Origin of the sequence: Exiguobacterium sp. SH5S13 (assembly GCF_004337085.1) — a bacterium.
In the GTDB taxonomy this organism is placed as follows: Bacteria; Bacillota; Bacilli; order Exiguobacteriales; family Exiguobacteriaceae; genus Exiguobacterium; species Exiguobacterium aurantiacum_A.
Genome location: NZ_SJUS01000001.1, coordinates 211,938 through 233,494, shown reverse-complemented (window position 1 = coordinate 233,494; position 21,557 = coordinate 211,938). Strand labels below are relative to the sequence as shown.

Genomic DNA, 21,557 nt, shown 5'->3' with positions numbered 1-21,557 from the left:
ATGGCTCAAATGACAATGATCCAAGCGATTACTGATGCGATGCGCGTTGAAATGAAGCGCGACGAGAAAGTACTTCTTTTCGGAGAAGACGTTGGTAAAAACGGTGGGGTCTTCCGTGCAACGGAAGGTCTCCAAGACGAGTTAGGCGAAGACCGCGTCTTCGATACACCGCTCGCTGAGTCTGGTATCGGCGGTCTCGCGATCGGTCTTGCACTCACAGGCTTCCGTCCAATCATGGAAGTTCAATTCTTCGGATTCGTATTCGAAGTGTTTGACTCAGTTGCTGCCCAAATGGCACGTATGCGTTACCGTTCAGGCGGCGCTTACAGCCAGCCGGTTACAATCCGTTCACCGTTCGGTGGCGGCGTTAAAACACCAGAACTGCATGCGGACAGCCTTGAAGGATTGATGGCTCAGACACCTGGTCTTAAAGTCGTCATCCCGTCAACACCATACGATGCAAAAGGTCTTTTGATCGCGTCAATCCGTGACAACGACCCAGTCGTATTCCTCGAGCACATGAAACTTTACCGTTCGTTCCGTGGCGAAGTACCAGAAGGCGACTACACGATCGAGCTTGGAAAAGCAGACGTGAAACGCGAAGGTACTGACGTTTCGATCATCACATACGGTGCGATGGTTCATACTTCACTCAAAGCAGCTGAAGAGCTTGAAAAAGAAAACATCAACGTCGAAGTAATCGACCTCATGACAATCAGCCCGCTTGATATCGACACAATCGTCGAGTCAGTTAAAAAGACTGGCCGCGCGATCGTCGTTCAAGAGGCACAGCGTCAAGCAGGGATTGCGGCGAACGTCGTAACTGAAATTCAAGAACGCGCGATTCTTCACCTCGAAGCACCAGTGCTTCGTGTAACTGCACCAGACACGGTCTTCGCTTTCGCACAAGGTGAAGATGCATGGTTACCTGACCATAAAGATGTCGTTGCAAAAGTTAAAGAAGTTATCAACTTCTGATCGTGTTCATTTAACGATGAGGGAGAATTGTCTCCCTTGTCGTATTTACATGATTATTTGATGGGAGGAAAAACCAGTGGCAGTATTTGAATTTAAATTACCAGACATCGGTGAAGGAATTCACGAAGGTGAGATCGTCAAGTGGTTCGTCAAAGCAGGGGATACAGTGAAAGAGGATGACATCCTCCTCGAAGTTCAAAACGACAAAGCCGTCGTTGAGATTCCTGCTCCGGTTGACGGAACAGTCAAGGAAGTTAAAGTCTCTGAAGGAACAGTTGCCATCGTCGGCGACGTGCTCATCACGTTCGATATTGAAGGTGACGCACCAGCCGGTGAAGAAGCAGCAGCTCCTGAACAGCCAAAAGCTGAAGAGAAGACAGAAGAGATTCAAGAAGACGTAAAAGAAGACGTGAAAGAAGACGGTCCACGTGAAGTTCAACTTCACAAGTCTGAGCGTGTCATCGCTATGCCTTCGATTCGCAAGTACGCTCGCGAAAAAGGCGTCGACATCCGTGAAGTCAAAGGAACGGGCGACAACGGGCGTATTCTTAAAGAAGACATCGACGCGTTCGCAAACGGTGAAGCACCGACAGCGGAAGCTACAACAGAGAAAACAGAATCTGTAGCTCCGGCAGCGGCTGCGAAGACGGAAATCAAGCCTTACGAGTCAGCTACACCTGAACTCGAAACGCGCGAGAAAATCCGTGGTATCCGTAAAGCGATCTCGAAAGCGATGGTCAACTCGAAACATACGGCTCCGCACGTAACACTCATGGACGAAGTCGATGTCACGAAACTTGTCGCACTCCGTAAAGAGTTCAAACAAGTCGCGGCTGACCAAGGCGTGAAACTCACGTACTTGCCATTCGTCGTCAAAGCATTGACAGCGGCAGCGAAAGCTTACCCAACGATCAACGCGTCAATCGACGATGTAAACGAAGAAATCGTCTACAAAAACTACTACAACATCGGTATCGCAGCTGACACGGATAACGGCCTCGTCGTTCCTGTCGTCAAAGATGCGGACCGTAAATCAGTCTACGCACTTGCAAACAACATCAATGAGCTTGCTGGCAAAGCCCGTGAAGGCAAACTTGCTGGGGACGACATGAAAGGCGGATCGATCACAATCACGAACATCGGTTCAGCTGGTGGACAATGGTTCACACCTGTCATCAACCACCCGGAAGTTGCTATTCTCGGTATCGGCCGCATTGCTGAAAAAGCTGTCGTCAAAGACGGAGAGATTGTCGCAGCACCAGTGCTCGCACTTTCATTCAGCTTTGACCACCGTCTCATCGATGGTGCGACTGCTCAAAACGCGCTCAACATGGTCAAACGCTTGCTTCAAGATCCAGCACTTCTAATGATGGAGGGATAAGAACATGGTAGTAGGAGAATTCGCACAAGAAACTGATTTACTTGTCATCGGCGCCGGTCCTGGTGGATACGTCGCAGCAATCCGCGGCGCACAACTCGGACTCAAAGTTACAATCGTTGAAAGAGGCAACTTTGGCGGTGTCTGCTTGAACGTCGGTTGTATCCCATCTAAAGCGTTGATTACGGCTGGACATAACTTCCAGCACGCTAAAGGTCACTCGACAATGGGAATCACATCTGACAACGTGTCAGTTGACTTCACGAAAGTCCAAGACTGGAAACAGTCGGTTGTCAACAAATTGACTGGCGGCGTCAAAGGTCTTTTGAAAGGCAACAAGATCGAAATCGTTCAAGGTGAAGCGTTCTTCGCAGCTGAAGACACAGTTCGTGTCATCACAGAAGATAGCTCAACTCCTTACAAGTTCAAGAAAGCGATCATCGCGACTGGTTCGACACCAATCGAGATCCCATCGTTCAAATGGTCAAAACGCGTTCTTTCTTCAACTGGCGCATTGGCTCTTACAGAAGTTCCGAAAAAGCTCGTCGTCATCGGTGGCGGCTACATCGGAATGGAACTTGGAACAGCGTATGCGAACTTCGATACTGAAGTCGTAGTCGTTGAAGGCGCAAGCGACATCTTGTCTGGCTTCGAGCCACAAATGACGCAAATCGTCAAAAAGAAACTCAAACAAAAAGGCAACGTCACGATCCACACGAACGCTCTTGCAAAAGGCGTCGAGGAAACGGAAGACGGCGTTATCGTGAAGTTTGAAGTGAACGGCGAAGAACAGACTGTTGAAGCGGACTACGTCCTCGTCACAGTCGGACGCCGTCCGAACACTGGCGACATCGGCCTCGAGAATGCTGAAGTTAAAATCAGCGACCGCGGCATCATCGAGATCGACGACCAGTGCAAGACGTCGAACGAAAACATTTATGCAATCGGCGACATCGTACCAGGACCACCGCTCGCACACAAAGCTTCTTACGAAGCAAAAGTTGCAGCGGAGGCAGCTGCAGGTAAGCCGGCTTACCTCGACTACTCAGCAATCCCAGCGGTCGTCTTCACTGACCCTGAACTTGCGACAGTCGGTTACACAGAACCGCTCGCTAAAGAAGAAGGACTCGATTTCACAGTATCGAAATTCCCATTCGCAGCGAACGGTCGTGCCCTCGCCCTCGACGAGCCAGACGGCTTCATGAAGCTCATCACGCGTAAAGAGGACGGTCTTTTGATCGGTGCTCAAATCGCGGGTACAGGCGCTTCTGATATGATTGCCGAGCTTGGTCTCGCCATCGAAGCAGGCATGACAGCTGAAGATATCGCGCTCACAATCCACGCTCACCCATCACTCGGTGAGATGGCAATGGAAGCGGCAGAAATCGCAATGGGTATGCCAATCCACGTCGTTAAGTAATACAAAAACTCTCTCGCTACTCGCGGAGGGCACTGAAAAACCTCCGCTCTATCCGAGCGTGAACAGAAAAAAGGGCGATTGGACCGACTCAAGTCGGGACAATCGCTCTTTTTCCTTGCCCTTATCCTGTTTTTTCTTTTGAGAGGGTGATGATCCGCTTCAGGTTTACCGCGATGATCGCCTGCCCAATCGGCTTCTGCCCGTACCGGGCCCGGGAATGGGTCGAATCGACGATCAGCGTCCGTCCCTTCAGCAGCCCCATCTCTTTCGCGACCTCGACCGTGTGTGCGAGCAGTTTGTCGAGCAGTTTGTCGTCGTCCATGCGTTGGCGGCGGAATTTCGTGAGCGAGGACGGGTTGATGACGCCGTCCTCCGGCGCGAGATCCAGGAAATACTTATAGGTGAGGTCGGTCCTCGCCCGTCTGACGAGATCGACATCCGATAGGTTCGAGTGCGCCTTGAGGAACAGATATTTGAACATCCGGACAGGATGGACGGCCATCCGCCCGTTGTCGTGACAATACGTGTCCGCGAGCAGGTCGGTGACGAAATCGAACGATACGAGATCGTGGATGGGCCGTAGCTCGTCATCGGCAGGGATCAACAGATCGTAAAGCGCCGCATACGGGCTCGGCGGCATGTTCGGCAGGTCTGGCATCATCGGGATCGCCTCCAGGATGTGTAGTTATAGCCAGTTTAGTCCGAAACGGCAAGGACGTACAGCGTCGCCCCGAGGGCACGCCGACTCCCGGGGGAACAGCGGGCAAGGCGAGACCCAGCAGCGACATCGTCGCGATGCGGCTCGCTGACCGCCCCCAGGAAAGCGGCGTGCCGGACAGGGCGGCTCGAAGGGCAATGAAAGCAGAGGAGCGCCATCCCATCCGGGATGACGCTCCTCTGCTCAAAATTATTTGAAGTTTTTCAGTGCCCTCCTACTCGCGGGAGAGTTTTTTGATGTAGTGGACGGTCCGTTCGACTTCATCGAAACCGATTCGAGCATGAAAACGTTGGCTCCCCTCATTGTCAAGCTCCGTATCTGAAGCGAGTTCGTCACAGCCTTTCGACCGAGCGTATGATGCGGCAGCTTCGACGAGCCGGGTCGCCACATCCTGCCCGCGTACGGATTCGTCGACGTATATCCCTTCTAAGAACGCAGTCGGAGAAGAGACGGCGCCGGGAACATAGTCATGTCTGAAACTGAGCTGGCAAAATCCGACTGCCGTGTTGTCGGTCGCCAAAAAATAATGCATCTTGCCGGAACGCAATCCGAGACGAAGCTCGGCCGTCAACTCGATCAACGGGGCGTCGGGCCAGAGCGCTTGCATGAGCGTCAATAGTGCGGCTTCGTCGCGCGCGCTTGCTTTTCGAATGTTCATGAGTCATCCTCCCTAGGTTTCACAAGTTCAGTATAAAGGAAAATAACATATGAAGTCAGAAAGGAGGGAATGATCATGGCGTTTGATGAGGAGCTATTATATACCGTTTCCGAGACGAGCCGCGTTCGGTTTACCGGCATCGAAACCGAGACGTCTCGTTATGATTTCGGATTTGTCTATACGCACCAGTTCATGGGGAAAGTACTCGTCGTCTGCATGCAGACCGGACAGTCAGCCCTTCTCGATATGCATGCGCTCGAAGAACCGAGACAGCTTTATCCGATGCTCGGAATCAATCTGTATGACACCGACCATGTTGCTGAATTTTTGCGTCTTTGTCTCGAGGAAGGGACGAAAGATGAAAAAACTTCAGAATCACCTCTTGAAAAAATGTAAGCGTTTTCTTATAATGGGTAGTAGGGGAAGCAATTCGATCATCATAAGCATCTTTTCTTCTGATGACACAAAGCGAGCCGGTCAATTTGACCGGCTCGCTTTCGTTTAGCGGATTGCTTTCGTTTGTTGGATGACTTTAATCATTTGAAGCGACTCGTCTTCAAGTCCTTGAACCGGTAAACCAGCTTCGATATTGGCCGTGATGTACTCGAGTGTCGATGCCGTGATCAATTCTCCAGGAATGATGATAGGAATCCCTGGTGGATACACCATGATGAACTCAGCCGAAATTCGTCCGACAGCGTTCTCGAGCGGAATCGTTTCCGTCTCTTCGTAGAACGCGTCTCGTGGGCTGAGCGCGAGTGGTGGGATCTCCGGGAGCATGATCGATAAAGAATCGTTCCCAGACTGCTTATACACCGATACGACATCGTGCATCGCATCGATAAGTGCTTGAATCGTCGACTCATCGTCGGCACTCGTCACGATGAAGAGGACGTTCAACAAATCGGACATCTCGACTTCGATGCGGTGATGTTCGCGCAAATATTTCTCGATTTCGAATCCGGTAATTCCAAGCTCACGAACCGATACGAGTACTTTCGTCTCATCTAAGGCGTACGTCGACTCAGAATGGAGCTCAGAGTGGCCGTAGACCGATAAATGCGGCATGTTGTTGATGGCGACGCGTGCCGACCGGGCAAGCGTGAGGGCGCGTTCGTTCATCGCCTCACCTTTTGTCGCCAATTGGCGCCGGGCTGCGTCGAGCGAGGCGAGAAGTAGGTAGGACGTCGACGTCGTCGTAATCATCGAGAGCATCGCGTGGATCCGCTCTGGCGAGACGAGACCGCGGCGTACGTTCAAAATCGAGCTACCTGTCATCGAGCCACCGAGCTTATGCACGCTCGTCGCAGCGACGTCTGCGCCCGCTTGCATCGCCGACAGAGGGAGCTCGTCGTGGAATGGCAAGTGGACACCGTGCGCTTCGTCAACGAGTACAGGGACGTCCTGAGCGTGAGCAACGGCGACGATGCGTTCGAGGTCACCAGCGACACCGAAGTACGTCGGGTTGATGACGAGGACGGCTTTCGTGTCAGGATGCAGCTCGAGCGCGCGCTCGACAGCGCTTGCCGTGATGCCGTGGGCGATCCCGTACGTCTCATCGTATTCAGGATGAATGAATACAGGATGGGCTCCGGTCAAGACGAGCGCTGACATGACGGATTTATGCACGTTACGCGGGACGATAATTTTTTCGTTCGGCCCGACGACGCCCATGATCATCGCCATGATGGCGCTCGATGTGCCTTGGACCGAGAAAAATGTCTCGTCAGCACGGAACGCTTCAGCAGCGAGACGCTCGGCTTCAGCAATCGACGCTTTCGGATGATGCAAGTCATCAAGTGGAGCGATGTTGATCAAATCGATTTTTAAAGCATTTTCGCCGATGAAGTCACGAAATTCGGGATCCATTCCTTTTCCGCCTTTGTGACCGGGAATATGGAACGCAATCGGATTTGTATTGACGTGTTTGAGCAACGTCTCAAATAGCGGCGTGTCGAGCTGTGTAGACCCTTTAATTTTCAATAGTAAGCCCTCCTTGAAATCAGCGTTTGTATGGGATCGGTCGTTTACGTATACTAAGTTTCTTTACCCGGTGAATGATTGGTCTGCTATGCAGAAAAACGATGCAACAAAAAAACTATAGAGATTTCCAAGTCAACTTGCAATAGTTTTTTTTGTTGATACAATGGTTGTCGAGGTGAAGAATATGCAAATCAACTATCCAATCAATCCGGACTGGACGACGGAAGAACTGATCGAAGTCGTCGAGTTCTATAATCAAGTCGCACTCGCCAACGAAGGCGGCGTCGATCGGGAAGAATTTTTAGCAACGTATCGGTCGTTCAAACAAATCGTGACATCAAAATCAGAAGAGAAGCAACTGAGCGCTGTCCACGATGAGCAGACCGGATACTCTACCTATCGTACGGTCCAAGCGGCCTTGAAATCAAATACTAAGATTATCAGGTTGTAACAAATGAATTGCAGGAACCGACGAATCTGTCGGTTCCTGCTTTTTTTAGTTAATCCCTTAAGAAATAGGGTACATATCACTAACGGTTATTTAAGGTTTAGGACCGGTTGAAGTGGGAATATATCCACTAAGATAAAAAATTCAAAATAGTCAGACAATTCTCTTTCTTTTTTGAATCTCATCTGATATACTCAATTCAACTTACTAAACCGTAACTTGTAGCCCAACAAAAGGAGTGTGGCATCTCATGAAACAAGTGATTGAGGCATTCAAAAGAAAAGACGCAGAAAAACGGATTCCGGTGCTGCGCCTAGAGATTGATTATGAATTGGCAACACTCTTCGATGCAATGGCGTCACAAGACGATGCCACTGTCCAGGCTAGCAAGCATCGGTTAGAGAAATACCGCCAAGAACTTTTGCGTCTCGAAGCCTGACCCACAACCGCTCATTCAACCAGTATTCCACGCGAATACTGGTTTTTGTTTGCTATAATACATAGAGAGGTGATAAATATGTTGGAATGGTTTGCGATTGATCTAATCAAACAAGCAGGGGAATATATCCGCCAACAAATCGATGAAAGTTATCGGATCGAGCGGAAGACGGGCAAAGGGGACTTGGTCACTGAAATCGATCGAGCGGTCGAACAACTGATCGTCGACCGCATCCGAGCGGCATATCCGGAGCATCAGATCGTCGGAGAAGAAGGCATCTCGACACAGCCTGACAAGTTGACAGGGACGGTTTGGTTTGTCGATCCGATTGACGGGACGCTCAATTTTATTCATCAAAAGCGGATGTTCGCCATCTCGATCGCGATTATGGTCGATGAGGTCGTCGAGTATGGATTCGTCTATGATGTGATGGCTGACGAGCTGTTCGTGGCACGACGTGGTTATGGGGCGACGCTCAACGGACGGAAGTTGCCGCAGCTTCATGAACATCACGTCCGTGACGCATTTTTGAGTATGAATGCGACGTGGGTGACCCCGAACCAACAGATTGCGCCGGAAGTGTTGGCACCGATCGTCCGCGACTCTGTCGGGACACGAGCGCACGGGGCCGCCTCACTCGAACTGGCTTGGGTTGCGGCCGGACGGGTCGACGGCTATATCACGATGCGCAATATGCCCTGGGATTACGCGGCCGGAAAACTTCTCGTCGAAGAAGTCGGGGGACGCGTCGTCTCCTTATACGGTGAACCCGTCAGCTATAAAGGGAAGACATCGGTCCTCGCGGGGAGTGAGACGTTCGTCAAGGACGTCATCAAGCATTACGTCATCGCGAAAAACGTGGCGCCTGAAGTGAGGCCAGACCTTGCGATCGAACCGAACAAAACATACGACCGTGTGCGTGATTTGCTCGTCTTGGCGAATCCGAACGAGGCGATGGTGCAAGCGCAATACGAGACGGGATCGACGTTTGAGGCTTTACTCGGCGGAGAACTCGTCGGGGCGTATATGCTCGTCCGTCGCAGTGCGGAATCGGTCGAACTCGTCAACATCGCTGTCAAACCGGACCGTCAAAACCAGACAATCGGGCAACGGATGCTCCAAGACGCCATCCGTCGGGCAGCGAGCGGAAGTGCGAGCGAACTGCTCGTCTGCACGGGCAACTCAAGCATCGTCCAGTTGCGCTTCTATCAACAAGCCGGATTCCGTTTTGCTTCGGTCGAACGCGATTATTTTCCGAACCATGGCTACGAGGCAATCGAAGAAGACGGCCTCGTGTTGCGAGACCGCATCTGCTTGACGCGAGAACTATAAAACAAGGCCCAAGGCGCTCGCCTCGGGCCTGTTCGTTATGGACGTCGGTCTGCTAGGACACGGCGGCGCAAGTTGATACCGAAGAATGTAGCGACCGCGCTCAACGCGAGACTGCCAACGATGATGGCGGTACTCGCTTCGGCGACACCGATGCCGATACCGACAAAACCGGCGACGACGGCGATTGCGATCAAGACGAACATGAGTTGCATCGAAATTCCCCCTTTTTTTCTTGGCTCTATCTCATTGTAAGCAAAATCAGCGTAATTGGAAACGGTAACAGACTATATAACGTGACAAAGGTGGTAGAACCTGTGCTATACTCTTTAAGTTGAATACAAAGTTGAAACTTTTCAAATAAGAGAGGAATAACTACATGAATTTAAGAACTAACCTCCGTAACGTAGCCATCATCGCCCACGTTGACCATGGTAAAACAACGTTAGTCGATGAACTATTGAAACAGTCTGGTACTTTCCGGACAAACGAAATGGTAGCAGAGCGCGCCATGGACTCGAACGATATCGAACGTGAGCGCGGGATTACGATCCTCGCTAAAAACACGGCAATCGATTATAAAGATACTCGCATCAACATCGTAGATACGCCAGGACACGCCGACTTCGGTGGTGAAGTTGAGCGGATCATGCGTATGGTTGATGGCGTTATTCTTGTTGTCGATGCACGTGAAGGCTGTATGCCACAAACACGCTTCGTATTGAAGAAAGCACTTGACCAAGGACTTCGCCCAATCGTTGTCGTCAACAAAATCGACAAAGCGATGGTCCGTCCGCTCGACGTCGTCGATGAAGTCGTAGACTTATTGATCGATCTCGGAGCAGATGAAGATCAACTTGAATTCCCTGTCGTCTATACGTCTGCAGTCAGCGGTTCAAGTTCGTTCGATCCTGATCCTGAGAAGCAAGAAGATACAATCACGCACGTACTCGATACGATTCTTGAGAACACACCGGCACCAATCGACAACTCGGATGAGCCGCTTCAGTTCCAAGTCACGATGCTCGACTACGATAACTACCTCGGTCGTATCGGCGTCGGTCGCGTCTTCCGTGGGAAAATCAAAGTCGGAGACCAAGTCTCACTTTGCAAAACGGACGGATCGATCAAACAACTTCGCGTCACGAAGCTATTCGGTTACTTCGGACTCAAACGTGTTGAAATCGAAGAAGCTAAAGCTGGTGACTTGATCGCCATCGCGGGGATGGAAGACATCAACGTCGGTGAAACGGTCACACCGGTCGGTAAAGAAGAGCCGCTTACGCTTCTTCGCATCGATGAGCCAACGCTTCAAATGCGTTTCATGACGAACAACTCTCCATTTGCAGGACGCGAAGGCGATTTCGTGACAGCACGTAAAATCGAAGAGCGTTTGATGAAACAACTTGAGACGGACGTTTCGCTCCGTGTCGAAAACACAGACTCGCCTGACCAATGGGTCGTATCAGGACGCGGTGAACTTCACCTCGGTATCTTGATCGAGAACATGCGTCGCGAAGGGTACGAGATCCAAGTTTCGAAACCACAAGTTATCATCCGTACAGCTGAAGACGGTACGAAAATTGAGCCTTTCGAGCGCGTCATCATCGACGTACCGGAAGAGTACACAGGTTCAGTCATGGAATCGATCGGTCTCCGTAAAGGTGAACTCGCGAACATGAACACGAACGATAACGGTCAAACTCGTATGGAATTTATCGTTCCTTCACGTGGTCTCATCGGATATCGTAACGAGTTCTTGTCGGCGACACGCGGATACGGAATCTTGAACCATACGTTCGAAGAGTATCGTCCGTTCATTCCTGCTGATATCGGCGGTCGCCGTAGCGGTGTCATGGTTTGTATCGAAGCTGGTAAGTCAACGGCTTACTCAATCGGTGCACTCGAAGACCGTGGGACGATCTTCATCGAACCAGGTACAGATGTATACGAAGGCATGATCATCGGTGAATGTAACCGTGACGTCGATCTCGCGATCAACGCCGTCAAAGGGAAACAGTTGACGAACATGCGTGCATCATCGAAAGACTCGACACAAGTCTTGAAACGTCCGCGCGTCTTCTCGCTTGAAGAGTCGCTTACGTTCTTGAACGATGACGAGTACTGCGAAATCACACCGCTCTCGATTCGACTCCGTAAAAAGGTCTTGAACAAGAACGAACGTGAAAAAGCTGACAAGCGTCGTAAACTTGGTAAAGAATAAGTAGAAAAGGGAGCGCCGAGGCGTTCCCTTTTATTTTGATTCGTGTAGAATAGACGTGTAGGAAACAAAGGGGGATTATTTGCCTTGAAAGCTTCTCAAACGATGGACATTACCCAAATCGACGTTCCGTGGATCGCCTCGCTATTAGGTGTCGGCAGTGACGCGAACGACTTTTCGGTCGGCTTTAACGCCTTGATCATCACGGTCATCTTATTGACGTTGCTCGTCTTTAAATTAGGTTTTGCCAAACAACTCGCGTGGTGGAAGGCGCTCATCGTCTACATCATTCTCGCGCTCGGAGCGGGGACTATGGCGCTCGTCTTCTTCACGTGGCCAATCCCGGAAGTATTGCTCGTCATGGCGGTCGTCCTAGCCATTTATCGGGGTCGGCTCTGGTGGAACCGCCGTCAAGACCAAGTCAATGAACCAACCTAAAAAATGGACGTCCCGTTAAAGGGGCGTCCATTTTTGTTACCATCTTCGCTTTTGGCGAAACGATGGATATAGGTGGAATTGGCCTGTTGCCGCACGCTCAGCCGTTCGTTCCGTAATGCGTGCATGACACTCTTGGCACATGTACGTTTTAGCAGGTTTATTGCGAAGTCGTTTCGCTTCGAACGACCACGAATCAATCGTATCGACTTTATCACAAAGAGAGCACTTTACGCGCATGGTCTCACCTTCCTCTTCGTTGATTATAGCATGATTTCCAGATAGAAAAGCAGGGAAAGAAGTCATTAAGGGCGAATCCATTTCGTATACCCGTTTAAGAAGGAGGGGAGTGCATGGCGAGTAAAGCAACGTTCGAACTTTCCCGGGCGCAACAAGAAACGTTAAACGAGATGCCGTTGACGTTTCTCGTCGCGTTCGATGAAGCGAAGCGGTGGCCGATCACCCACGCCATCAGTTGGGTGCAGGCGACCGATCAACAGACAGTCCGATTTGCCCTGACAAAAAACTCGCATCTCATCACGCTGTTGACAAGCGAAAAGACGGCGGGGCTCATCTTTTTAGAGGACGGTCTCGCTTACAGTGTGACGCTCTCGCACGTCCATGAATTTGAACCGGCTGTAAAACCGGGACTGCACCTTCGCTTTTTTAAAGGTTCGGTCGAAGAAGTCCGCAACATCTCCTTTTACGGGGCGACGTTCGGGCAACCGGACATCGTCAAGACGTACGATATCGAAGCAGCGGAAAAATTGGACCGAGAAGTGAAGGAAAGCTTGAACTCTTGATCACCAACAATTTTCGAGGGGCGGCAAAGCTTATGAAAAAAACGTATGTGCTCGATACGAACGTACTTCTACACGACCCACTCTCACTCTTTCAATTCGATGAGCATGACGTCGTCATCCCGGCCATCGTCCTAGAAGAACTCGATGGAAAAAAACGAAACATGGACGAGCTTGGCCGTAACGCCCGAGAAACGGCGCGTGTGCTTGACCAGCTCCGATCGACCGGCAAACTTCATGACGGGGTGCCGCTCGAGAATGGCGGCCATCTCTTCGTTGAGATCGGTCATGAACATACAGTCGACTTCCCGTTCGACGTCATGACGAATGACAACCGGATTTTGACGGTCGCACTTGGTTTGATGAAACAGTATGAGCATGATCATAACCGGAAAGTCGTGGTCGTCTCAAAAGATATACTGGTCCGTGTCAAAGCGGATGCGATCGGCATCGAAGCCGAAGATTATTTGACAGACCATATCGTCGACACGACGAATCTGTACGCCGGCTATCGCGAGATTGAGGTCGATCAGGCGATAATTGATGAATTCTATCAAGTTCGCCAGCTACCGACGTCGGCTTTTTCAAAAAACCAACTGTACCCGAACTCATTTGTCATCTTAAAGAGTAACGTTTCGAAAGCGAGCGCACTCGCGGTCGTCGATCCGTTACAACCGATCGTTCGACCGTTATCGCTCGACGCCGAGCACGTCTGGGGCATTCATCCGCGGAACGTCCAACAACGAATGGCGCTCGATTTACTGCTTCGCGACGATATTCCGTTCGTGACGCTCCTCGGGAAGGCCGGGACCGGGAAGACGCTCCTCGCTCTCGCGGCGGGACTTGCCCTCGTCGAGGACGAACGTCGCTTCAACAAGCTCGTCGTGGCGCGTCCGGTCGTGCCGATGGGCAACGACATCGGATACTTGCCGGGTGAGATGGAAGATAAGCTTCGTCCATGGATGCAGCCGATCTATGACAATCTTGAATTCTTGTTTAATGCCAACTCGAAAGACGAGCTCGGAAATATCCTCGCCGGCATCAAATCGATTCAGCTCGAGGCGCTCACATATATTCGGGGGCGAAGTATGCCGGACCAGTTCATCATCATCGATGAAGCGCAGAACTTGACGAAGCACGAGATCAAGACGATTTTGACCCGGGTCGGGGAGAATTCGAAGATTGTTCTCGTCGGCGATCCGTATCAGATCGATCATCCGTATTTAGATGAATATTCGAACGGGCTCTCGTATGCCGTCGAGCGGTTCAAAGGGCAAAACGTATTCGGTCACGTCCAACTCATCAAAGGCGAACGCTCGTCGCTCGCCCGGTTGGCGGCCGACTTGCTATAGAAATAGACGTCGAGCGTGAGCGTGACGTCTCAGCTTGTTGACCAACATGAATAATATTGCTCGTCTTCCGGCGCCCACGCTTTCTGCAGGCAATCCCGGAGCCGCAACGCAAACGGTCGCCATCTGGCGGCCATTTGTCTTTTTCTGAGGCCTCGACAGTCGAGAGAAAAAGCCCGGTTTATGTGGGGCAGAGCGCCTCGAGGTCTTCAGACATAAAAAAGACGAACCAGATCGCTATTAGCGACCTGGTTCGTCAACAGCCTGAGACGTGGAGCGTGCGCTCGACGTCTATTTTGTGTTTGGGTGGAGCAAAACTTGGACGTTCGCCTTCTCAAGCAACGCGTTCGTCAACATGATCAAACCGGTTATGATGAAGAGAGCGGAGAATCCGAAGTGGGCGACGATTTGGGATCCGAACAACGGTCCGAGCAGGTTGCCCATGAACTGGGCCGACTGGTTGTAAGAAAAAATGCGTCCGGTCGCGTGACTCGGTGTATGTTTCCTTAGCAGTGACTGCACAGACGGCATGAGTGCCGCGGTCGCGAAACCAAGGCCGAAGCGCAACATGACGAGCTGTGTCGTCGACGTCACGAACGCCTGAGGAATCAAGAACGCGGTATAAATGATGAGCGCCCAAAACAAAATCCGTTCCGGCCCGTGGCGGTCTGACAGCCGTCCGAGATGTTGTGCGGACAGGAGGGCGGCCACCCCCGGCGCTGAAGCGACGATTCCCGCGATGAACGCGAGGGAAGTCGTGTACGGGTTCAGTTCACGGACGTACAGTGTCAACAGTGGCCCGATTGACTGCGTTGAAAACTGAATTAAAAACGTCGTCAAAAACAAGCTGAAGATGAGTTGGGGATGACGGAGCGAGGCGATGATCGACTTTGTCGAATCAAGTCGCTCGCGCGCCACCGGGACGAAATCTTCTTTCACGAACAGGAGTGTGATTAAAAACGTGACGAAGAGTGCGCTACCGGTAAAGAGAAAGACGGGTCGAAGCCCAATCCAGTCTGCGAGCAGTCCACCGATCAATGGACCGAGGAGTCCGCCGGTGATACCACCGGTCGACAACGTGCCGAGCGCCCAGCCGCTTTTCTCTTTTGGTGTCTGTGAGATGACGAGAGTGATGCCGGCCGAGATGAATCCGGAGACGGCACCCATGATGAGTCGTAAACCGACGAGTTGATAAACGTCTTGCACGAAGCCGATCAAGAACATGACGACGGCCATTCCGAGGCTCGCCCGAATCAACATGAGCTTGCGCCCTTTCTGGTCAGCGAGTCGGCCCCAAAGCGGGGAGACAATGGCGGCCACGAGGAAAGTGGCGCCGAAAGCGACGGCGGACCAGGTGACGACGTGGTCAGGGTTGGTCACACCGAGCTCTTCGATAAATAAGGGCAGGAACGGTAAGACGAGGCTCATCGAGGCAGCCGTCAAGAAGCTGCCGATCCAAACGATGATCAAGTTCTTTTTCCATAAAGGTATCGTAAGCGTCACGACCTTTCTGCATAGAGTAGATTTCGATATCACACATGTTACACTTTGTGAAGTAAAAAGTCCAAAAAAAAGACGAACGAGATCGCTTATAGCGACCTCGTTCGTCAACAGCCTGAGACGGCGAGTGCCTTCTCATCAGCCATCCGTTCGGACGACGATATGGTCGACCTGACGGATGATTTGGTTGTTGTAGAGTGCATAGACCGGTCCGTCAGCCAACACTTTTCCATCTTGTGAAAACTGAAGATAAATCGAACCGACTTCGGCGAGTGGGATCGTCAATACCGTCTCCCCATAAAAGCTGACGTGCGTCGCCGTATTGAGCGGCTCGGCGTTTTGGAGAAATGGTGCGAACGGCATCGCGAACGAGTCACGAAGCGCAGCGTCTTTGTCGGCCCGCGACATCGGTTTATTGTGGTCGACGCGCGTCCCTAGTGTCAATCCGTCGTCCCATGCCTTCCCCATTTTGGCATAGTAGGCGTCTGAGTCATTCTCGACGGCTTGGTCGAGTTCGTCGACTTTGCGTTTACGTTCGTCAAAAATCCATACGGTCGGGTCAATCGTCAGCGCGTGACGGACCGCTCCATCTAACGGAAAAATCATTGATACTCCCCCTTAACTAGCGATACAATGTATATTATACAGCTCTTCCGTGCAAAAAGGAAAACTGCGAGAAACACGCTTTGAATCTAGACTGTTCATTGAATTATGATGAAATATAATGTACAGTTGAGTTATGACAAACAGTCTGTCATTGTACGGAGGAGGGGTCGTAGTGGCGACAAATTTGGCTGCAGTCCAACGGGAACAGGCGCTTCACTTGCTTGAAGCAGATGCTGAAAAAATCCGTTGCTTGATTGAGGTACAATTAGAAAACTTGAAAATGCCGAAGTGCCCGCTTTATGAAGAGGTACTTGATACACATATGTTCGGTCTGTCGCGCCAAATCGATTTTGCGGTCCGGCTTGGACTTATTTCAGATGTCGAAGGCAAGCAACTGATCGATTCATTGGAACAAAAGTTATCCGCGCTCGCGGAAGCTTCAGAATTATGAACCTTATACTCAAACTGTGCAGGCGGCGCTGTTTGAGTATTTTTTTATAACGGGTTGCGGATTGCTGTACATAAGGAAGTGAAAACATGAAAACTCGGTTTCGGTACTTTGATTTCTCACTGTTCATTGCGGTGCTCTTGCTCGTTGGGATCAGCTCGATCATGATTTACAGCGCCAGTGTTTGGAATCGTGGGGATTACGCGAACAGCGGCTTGTTTTATCGTCAACTGTTCTATGCAGGGTTCGGGATTGTCGTCTATTTGATCGCGACGATGTTCCGGTATGAAAACTTCCGCAAAAAGAACGTGTTGCGAAGCCTGTATGCGCTCTCGGTCATTCTACTGTTTGTCACTTGGGCGATGCCTCCGCTGAACGGTGCCCGGGCTTGGCTCATCATCGGCGGTTTCACGATCCAACCAATCGAGATCGCTAAGTTTGTGTTAATTTTATTGCTCGCCAACTACTACCATCAGTTATGGAATCGTGAACTGACAGGATGGCCGGGCCGAATCGGCCGTGCGGCGATCGAACGGAAAAAGCTACGCGCCCAAATCGGGGCTTTCTTCATCATCCCGGGTTTGTTCTACTTTTTCCCGTATGCCTTCGTCATAAATGGACAGCCTGACCATGGCGGATTGTTCGTCTTAGGGGTAATTATGTTCATGATGTGGTTAGCTGCCGGGGCCCCGCTTCGCATCATCATCCCGGTGATTATTGCTGGAATTGGTTTTGTTTATGCTATGTATACGTTTGTTTTCACAGAAAACCAAGTTAGTCGGATTAACGTCGTCTTCAATCCATTCATGGACCCAGAAGGCTACGGGCATCAACTTCTCATGTCGATCATCTCGATCGTGCATGGGGGATTGACCGGCGTCGGACTTGGGAATAGTTATCAAAAGTATGGCTATTTGCCGGAGCCGGAGACGGACTATATCATGTCGATCATCGCCGAAGAACTTGGCTTTATCGGCGTCCTCGTCGTCTTGGTGTTGCTCTTTTTCATCGCGTTCCGGGCAGTAAATATCGCCAACCATACCGACAGCCATTTTGCGATGTTCGTCTCGTTCGGGATTGCCGCGCAAATCATGGTCCAAACCGGAATCAATATCGGGGCGATGTCGGGCTGGTTCCCGGGTACGGGTGTGACGCTTCCACTCGTCAGTTACGGCGGCACGTCGCTGATCATGACGATGGGAATTCTCGGTGTGCTCAGCAGTATCTCGATGCGTAACCGTCACCGAGAGGCGACACGCCGCGCGGGAATTCGCGAAAAATCAGAAGAAAACGTTCAAAATGCATCACTACATGTAGTAAGGTAAAGATGTATATGTAAACGATTTCCAAAATGGGGGGATTTAGGTTGAAATCAATTAGCAAATTGCTTGTAGCCAACCGTGGAGAGATTGCCATTCGTGTATTTAGGGCAGCCTCAGAATTAGGAATGCGTACTGTCGCCATCTATTCGCAAGAGGATAGTGGGTCGTTACATCGTTTTAAAGCCGATGAAGCGTATTTGATCGGTCTCAACAAGAAACCGATCGACGCCTATCTCGACATCGAAGACGTCATTCGAATCGCGAAGCAATCGGGGAGTGACGCGATTCACCCGGGTTACGGTTTCTTATCGGAAAACATTGAACTAGCTCGTCGTTGCCGCGAAGAAGGCATCATCTTCGTCGGACCGGACGAATCGCACCTGCACGCGTTCGGAGATAAAGTTCGGGCTCGTCAAAACGCGATCGCAGCCGGGCTACCGGTCATTCCAGGCTCGAACGGTCCATTGACTTCGTACGAAGACGCGCTCGACTTTGCGAACGTGCATGGTTTCCCGCTCATGGTCAAAGCCTCAATGGGCGGCGGCGGACGCGGTATGCGCGTCATCCGGACCGAGGCCGAGATGAAAGATTTGATTGAACGTGCCAAGTCAGAGGCGAAGCAAGCGTTCGGCTCGGACGAAGTGTACATAGAAAAATTAGTTGAACGTCCGAAGCATATCGAGGTGCAAATTCTCGGGGATGATCACGGGAACATCATCCATTTGTTTGAGCGTGACTGCTCGGTTCAACGTCGTCACCAGAAAGTCGTCGAAGTCGCACCGTGTGTGACGTTGTCGGAGGCGTCTCGTCAAGCAATCTGTGACGCGGCGGTTCAAGTGATGCGTCACGTCGGCTATGTGAACGCAGGGACGGTCGAGTTCCTCGTCACTGAGGATGAGTCGTTCTACTTCATCGAGGTCAACCCACGGATCCAAGTCGAACATACGATCACTGAGATGGTTACCGGGTTCGATATCGTCCAAACACAGCTCATGATCGCCCAAGGCGAGTCGCTTCACGGTGACGTGATTCACATGCCGAAGCAAGAAGATATCAAACTGCTCGGCTATGCGATCCAATCCCGTGTCACGTCGGAAGACCCGGCTAACAACTTCATGCCGGACACAGGGAAAATCATGGCCTATCGTTCGCCAGGCGGTTTTGGGGTTCGTCTCGACGGCGGGAACGCCTACGTCGGGTCTGAAATCTCGCCGTACTACGACTCGCTCCTCGTCAAGCTGTCGACGCATGGGATGACGTTCGAACAAGCGGCAGCGAAGATGGTCCGTAACTTGAACGAGTTCCGGATTCGCGGCATCAAGACGAACATTCCGTTTTTGATCAACGTCATGAAGCACCAAAACTTTATTAGCGGGGACTATAGTACGTCGTTCATCGATGATACACCCGAACTGTTCGTCTTCCCGAAACGGAAAGACCGGGGGACGAAACTCCTCAACTCTATCGGGGACGTCACCGTCAACGGATTCCCGGGTGTCGGCTTGAAAGATAAGCCGATCAGCCGCTCGGTCCGGATTCCGCAAAACCTTCCGGCCGAAGCGAAGCCGGGGACGAAACAAATCCTGACAGAACTCGGTCCAGACGGTTTGGCTGACTGGATCAAACGTCAACCAGAGCTACTCTTGACGGATACGACGATGCGAGACGCCCACCAGTCGCTCCTCGCGACACGGATGCGGACGCAAGACATCTTGAATATCGCCGAGCCGACGAGTAAACTCATGCCAGAACTGTTCTCGGTCGAGGCGTGGGGCGGGGCAACGTTTGACGTCGCCTACCGTTTCCTCTCGGAAGACCCGTGGGTACGTCTCATGCGCCTTCGTGAGAAAATGCCGAACGTCTTGATTCAAATGCTCCTTCGCGGTGCCAACGCCGTCGGGTATAAAAACTATGCCGACAACGTCATCGAGAAGTTCGTCCACGAGGCGGCTTATGCCGGTGTCGACATCTTCCGTATCTTCGACAGCTTGAACAACATCGAATCGATTAAACTCGCGATCGACGCGACGCTGCCGACAGGGAAAGTCGCAGAAGCGGCAATCTGTTACACCGGTGACTTGTATGACGGAAACCGTCCGAAGTATCACTTGCCGTACTACGTCGATCTCGCCAAGCAGCTCGAAGCGAGCGGAGCTCATATTCTTGCAATCAAAGATATGGCTGGCCTCTTAAAACCTGAATCGGCGTATGCGCTCGTGTCGGCACTGAAAGACGCCGTCGACTTGCCGATTCATTTGCACACGCACGACGCTTCGGGGAATGGGATCTTCACTTACGCACGGGCGACTGATGCGGGCGTCGATATCGTCGACGTCGCAGCGAGCTCGATGTCGGGTATGACGTCGCAGCCTTCAGGTGGAAGTTTGATTTACGCACTCGACCATCACGAACGCCAGCCGAAGATCGATGCGAAGCACTACGAAGTCATCAGTGACTACTGGCAAGACGTGCGTCATAACTATGAACCGTTCGAAAGTGACATGCGTGCATCGAATCCATCGGTGTATGAGCATGAGATGCCGGGCGGACAGTATTCGAACTTGCAGCAACAAGCGAAAGCGGTCGGTCTTGGTGACCGCTGGAGTGAAGTGAAGTCGATGTACGCCCGCGTCAACATGTTGTTCGGCGATATCGTCAAAGTGACCCCGTCGTCTAAAGTCGTAGGGGACATGGCACTCTTCATGGTTCAACATAACTTGAGCGAACAGGACGTTATCGAACGAGGAAATCAACTTGATTTCCCAGACTCGGTCGTCGAGATGATGCGCGGTGAGCTCGGGTCGCCTCCAGGAGGGTTCCCGAAAGACGTCCAACAAGCGATTCTCAAAGGTGAGACGCCGCTCGAGGTCCGTCCAGGTAAACTGATCAAGCCGTACGACTTTGAAGCGGCTCAAACGAAGTTGTTTGAGAAGCTCGAACGTCCGGTGACGGACTTTGAACTGCTCGCGAACGCGCTTTATCCGAAAGTGTTCGAGGACTACGTGACCCATACGAACACGTACGGTGACGTCTCGGTGCTTGACACGTTGACGTTCTTCTATGGATTGAACGTCGGCGAGACGATCCAAGTCGAAATCGAGACAGGGAAGACGCTCATCATCAAGCTCGTTCAAGTGAGCGCTGCGAACGAAGACGGGATCCGCCTCGTCTCGTATGAGATGAACGGCGTACCGCGTGAAATCGAGATTAAAGACGTCAACGTGAAGTCGGCGACGACGAGCCGACCGAAAGTGGAACGCTCGAATTCGAAACAAGTCGGTGCCTCGATGCCAGGTTCGGTCTTGAAAGTACTCGTCGAACCAGGAAGCCGGGTCCATCGTGGGGAACAACTTCTCGTCACTGAGGCGATGAAGATGGAGACGACGATCCAAGCCGCGCAAGACGGTGAGATTAAAGCGATCCATATTAAAGAAGGCGACACAATCCAAAGTGACGACTTACTGATTGAATTTGTATAATCAAAAGAAGCATAGCCACGCTATGCTTCTTTTTTAGATAGGGAGT

At 51.5% G+C, this 21,557-nt stretch carries 21 protein-coding genes; 14 read left to right on the top strand and 7 right to left on the bottom strand.

Translation table 11 applies throughout. From position 1 onward, the window contains the following. The 3 genes from EVJ30_RS01200 (at nt 1) to lpdA (ending at nt 3,776) form a co-directional block, all read left to right on the top strand. On the top strand, nt 1–978 hold the full coding sequence (locus tag EVJ30_RS01200; RefSeq protein WP_070327596.1) for an alpha-ketoacid dehydrogenase subunit beta: 978 nt from the start codon (nt 1–3) through the stop codon (nt 976–978). Between the two features lie 76 nt (nt 979–1,054). Beyond that, on the top strand, nt 1,055–2,359 hold the full coding sequence (locus EVJ30_RS01195; protein WP_131467796.1) for a dihydrolipoamide acetyltransferase family protein: 1,305 nt from the start codon (nt 1,055–1,057) through the stop codon (nt 2,357–2,359). A 4-nt stretch (nt 2,360–2,363) separates the two neighbouring features. Beyond that, nucleotides 2,364–3,776 carry a dihydrolipoyl dehydrogenase gene (gene lpdA, locus EVJ30_RS01190; RefSeq protein ID WP_131457242.1) on the top strand — a complete coding sequence of 471 codons (1,413 nt, stop codon included), beginning with the start codon at nt 2,364–2,366 and terminating at the stop codon, nt 3,774–3,776. Between the two features lie 121 nt (nt 3,777–3,897). Here the strand turns inward: lpdA and EVJ30_RS01185 are convergent, their stop codons facing one another. Then, complete coding sequence (locus EVJ30_RS01185) at nt 3,898–4,437, bottom strand: transposase (protein ID WP_131467794.1); 540 nt, start codon at nt 4,435–4,437, stop codon at nt 3,898–3,900. A 271-nt stretch (nt 4,438–4,708) separates the two neighbouring features. Beyond that, nucleotides 4,709–5,152 (bottom strand): aminoglycoside 6'-N-acetyltransferase, encoded by a 444-nt coding sequence (aac(6'), locus tag EVJ30_RS01180; protein WP_070327593.1) that lies wholly within the window; start codon nt 5,150–5,152, stop codon nt 4,709–4,711. A 75-nt stretch (nt 5,153–5,227) separates the two neighbouring features. Between aac(6') and EVJ30_RS01175 the strand changes: the two genes are divergently transcribed. Continuing rightward, on the top strand, nt 5,228–5,548 hold the full coding sequence (locus EVJ30_RS01175) for a DUF3055 domain-containing protein (protein WP_070327592.1): 321 nt from the start codon (nt 5,228–5,230) through the stop codon (nt 5,546–5,548). 105 nt (nt 5,549–5,653) lie between these two features. Here the strand turns inward: EVJ30_RS01175 and EVJ30_RS01170 are convergent, their stop codons facing one another. Further along, nucleotides 5,654–7,135: an aminotransferase class I/II-fold pyridoxal phosphate-dependent enzyme gene (locus tag EVJ30_RS01170; RefSeq protein ID WP_131456320.1), complete on the bottom strand. Its 1,482-nt coding sequence runs from the start codon at nt 7,133–7,135 to the stop codon at nt 5,654–5,656. Between the two features lie 184 nt (nt 7,136–7,319). Between EVJ30_RS01170 and EVJ30_RS01165 the strand changes: the two genes are divergently transcribed. The 3 genes from EVJ30_RS01165 (at nt 7,320) to EVJ30_RS01155 (ending at nt 9,354) form a co-directional block, all read left to right on the top strand. Next, the gene (locus tag EVJ30_RS01165) at nt 7,320–7,586 is read left to right on the top strand and encodes a UPF0223 family protein (protein WP_070327590.1); all 267 of its coding nucleotides are present in this window, start codon (nt 7,320–7,322) and stop codon (nt 7,584–7,586) included. 247 nt (nt 7,587–7,833) lie between these two features. After that, nucleotides 7,834–8,022 carry a hypothetical protein gene (locus EVJ30_RS01160; RefSeq protein ID WP_015881266.1) on the top strand — a complete coding sequence of 63 codons (189 nt, stop codon included), beginning with the start codon at nt 7,834–7,836 and terminating at the stop codon, nt 8,020–8,022. A gap of 78 nt (nt 8,023–8,100) precedes the next feature. Further along, nucleotides 8,101–9,354 (top strand): inositol monophosphatase family protein, encoded by a 1,254-nt coding sequence (locus EVJ30_RS01155; RefSeq protein ID WP_131467792.1) that lies wholly within the window; start codon nt 8,101–8,103, stop codon nt 9,352–9,354. A 35-nt stretch (nt 9,355–9,389) separates the two neighbouring features. Here EVJ30_RS01155 and EVJ30_RS15250 read toward each other — a convergent pair whose 3' ends face one another. Continuing rightward, nucleotides 9,390–9,566 (bottom strand): DUF5325 family protein, encoded by a 177-nt coding sequence (locus tag EVJ30_RS15250; protein WP_167615659.1) that lies wholly within the window; start codon nt 9,564–9,566, stop codon nt 9,390–9,392. A 164-nt stretch (nt 9,567–9,730) separates the two neighbouring features. Here EVJ30_RS15250 and typA point away from each other — a divergent pair, with 164 nt between their 5' ends. Both typA and EVJ30_RS01145 read left to right on the top strand, forming a co-directional pair. Next, on the top strand, nt 9,731–11,575 hold the full coding sequence (typA, locus tag EVJ30_RS01150) for a translational GTPase TypA (protein WP_070327588.1): 1,845 nt from the start codon (nt 9,731–9,733) through the stop codon (nt 11,573–11,575). An 84-nt stretch (nt 11,576–11,659) separates the two neighbouring features. Then, nucleotides 11,660–12,010: a YlaH-like family protein gene (locus tag EVJ30_RS01145; protein ID WP_236633741.1), complete on the top strand. Its 351-nt coding sequence runs from the start codon at nt 11,660–11,662 to the stop codon at nt 12,008–12,010. 36 nt (nt 12,011–12,046) lie between these two features. On the opposite strand, the gene EVJ30_RS01140 is transcribed toward EVJ30_RS01145, so the two are convergent. Beyond that, nucleotides 12,047–12,247 (bottom strand): YlaI family protein, encoded by a 201-nt coding sequence (locus EVJ30_RS01140; protein WP_083273976.1) that lies wholly within the window; start codon nt 12,245–12,247, stop codon nt 12,047–12,049. Between the two features lie 113 nt (nt 12,248–12,360). Between EVJ30_RS01140 and EVJ30_RS01135 the strand changes: the two genes are divergently transcribed. Both EVJ30_RS01135 and EVJ30_RS01130 read left to right on the top strand, forming a co-directional pair. Next, nucleotides 12,361–12,810 (top strand): PNPOx family protein, encoded by a 450-nt coding sequence (locus EVJ30_RS01135; RefSeq protein WP_070327586.1) that lies wholly within the window; start codon nt 12,361–12,363, stop codon nt 12,808–12,810. 32 nt (nt 12,811–12,842) lie between these two features. Further along, the gene (locus EVJ30_RS01130) at nt 12,843–14,159 is read left to right on the top strand and encodes a PhoH family protein (protein ID WP_016509526.1); all 1,317 of its coding nucleotides are present in this window, start codon (nt 12,843–12,845) and stop codon (nt 14,157–14,159) included. A 288-nt stretch (nt 14,160–14,447) separates the two neighbouring features. On the opposite strand, the gene EVJ30_RS01125 is transcribed toward EVJ30_RS01130, so the two are convergent. Both EVJ30_RS01125 and EVJ30_RS01120 read right to left on the bottom strand, forming a co-directional pair. After that, complete coding sequence (locus EVJ30_RS01125; RefSeq protein ID WP_131456351.1) at nt 14,448–15,647, bottom strand: multidrug efflux MFS transporter; 1,200 nt, start codon at nt 15,645–15,647, stop codon at nt 14,448–14,450. A 147-nt stretch (nt 15,648–15,794) separates the two neighbouring features. Continuing rightward, nucleotides 15,795–16,262, bottom strand: a complete 468-nt coding sequence (locus EVJ30_RS01120; protein ID WP_070327585.1) for a hypothetical protein — start codon at nt 16,260–16,262, stop codon at nt 15,795–15,797. Between the two features lie 172 nt (nt 16,263–16,434). On the opposite strand from EVJ30_RS01120, the gene EVJ30_RS01115 reads away from it, so the two are divergent. The 3 genes from EVJ30_RS01115 (at nt 16,435) to EVJ30_RS01105 (ending at nt 21,511) form a co-directional block, all read left to right on the top strand. Continuing rightward, nucleotides 16,435–16,713 carry an Fpa/YlaN family protein gene (locus tag EVJ30_RS01115; RefSeq protein WP_070327584.1) on the top strand — a complete coding sequence of 93 codons (279 nt, stop codon included), beginning with the start codon at nt 16,435–16,437 and terminating at the stop codon, nt 16,711–16,713. 86 nt (nt 16,714–16,799) lie between these two features. Beyond that, entirely contained in the window at nt 16,800–18,035 is a 1,236-nt protein-coding gene (locus EVJ30_RS01110) for an FtsW/RodA/SpoVE family cell cycle protein (protein ID WP_131456316.1), read from the top strand. 26 nt (nt 18,036–18,061) lie between these two features. Next, complete coding sequence (locus EVJ30_RS01105; RefSeq protein WP_131467790.1) at nt 18,062–21,511, top strand: pyruvate carboxylase; 3,450 nt, start codon at nt 18,062–18,064, stop codon at nt 21,509–21,511. Nucleotides 21,512–21,557 lie beyond the last annotated feature (46 nt).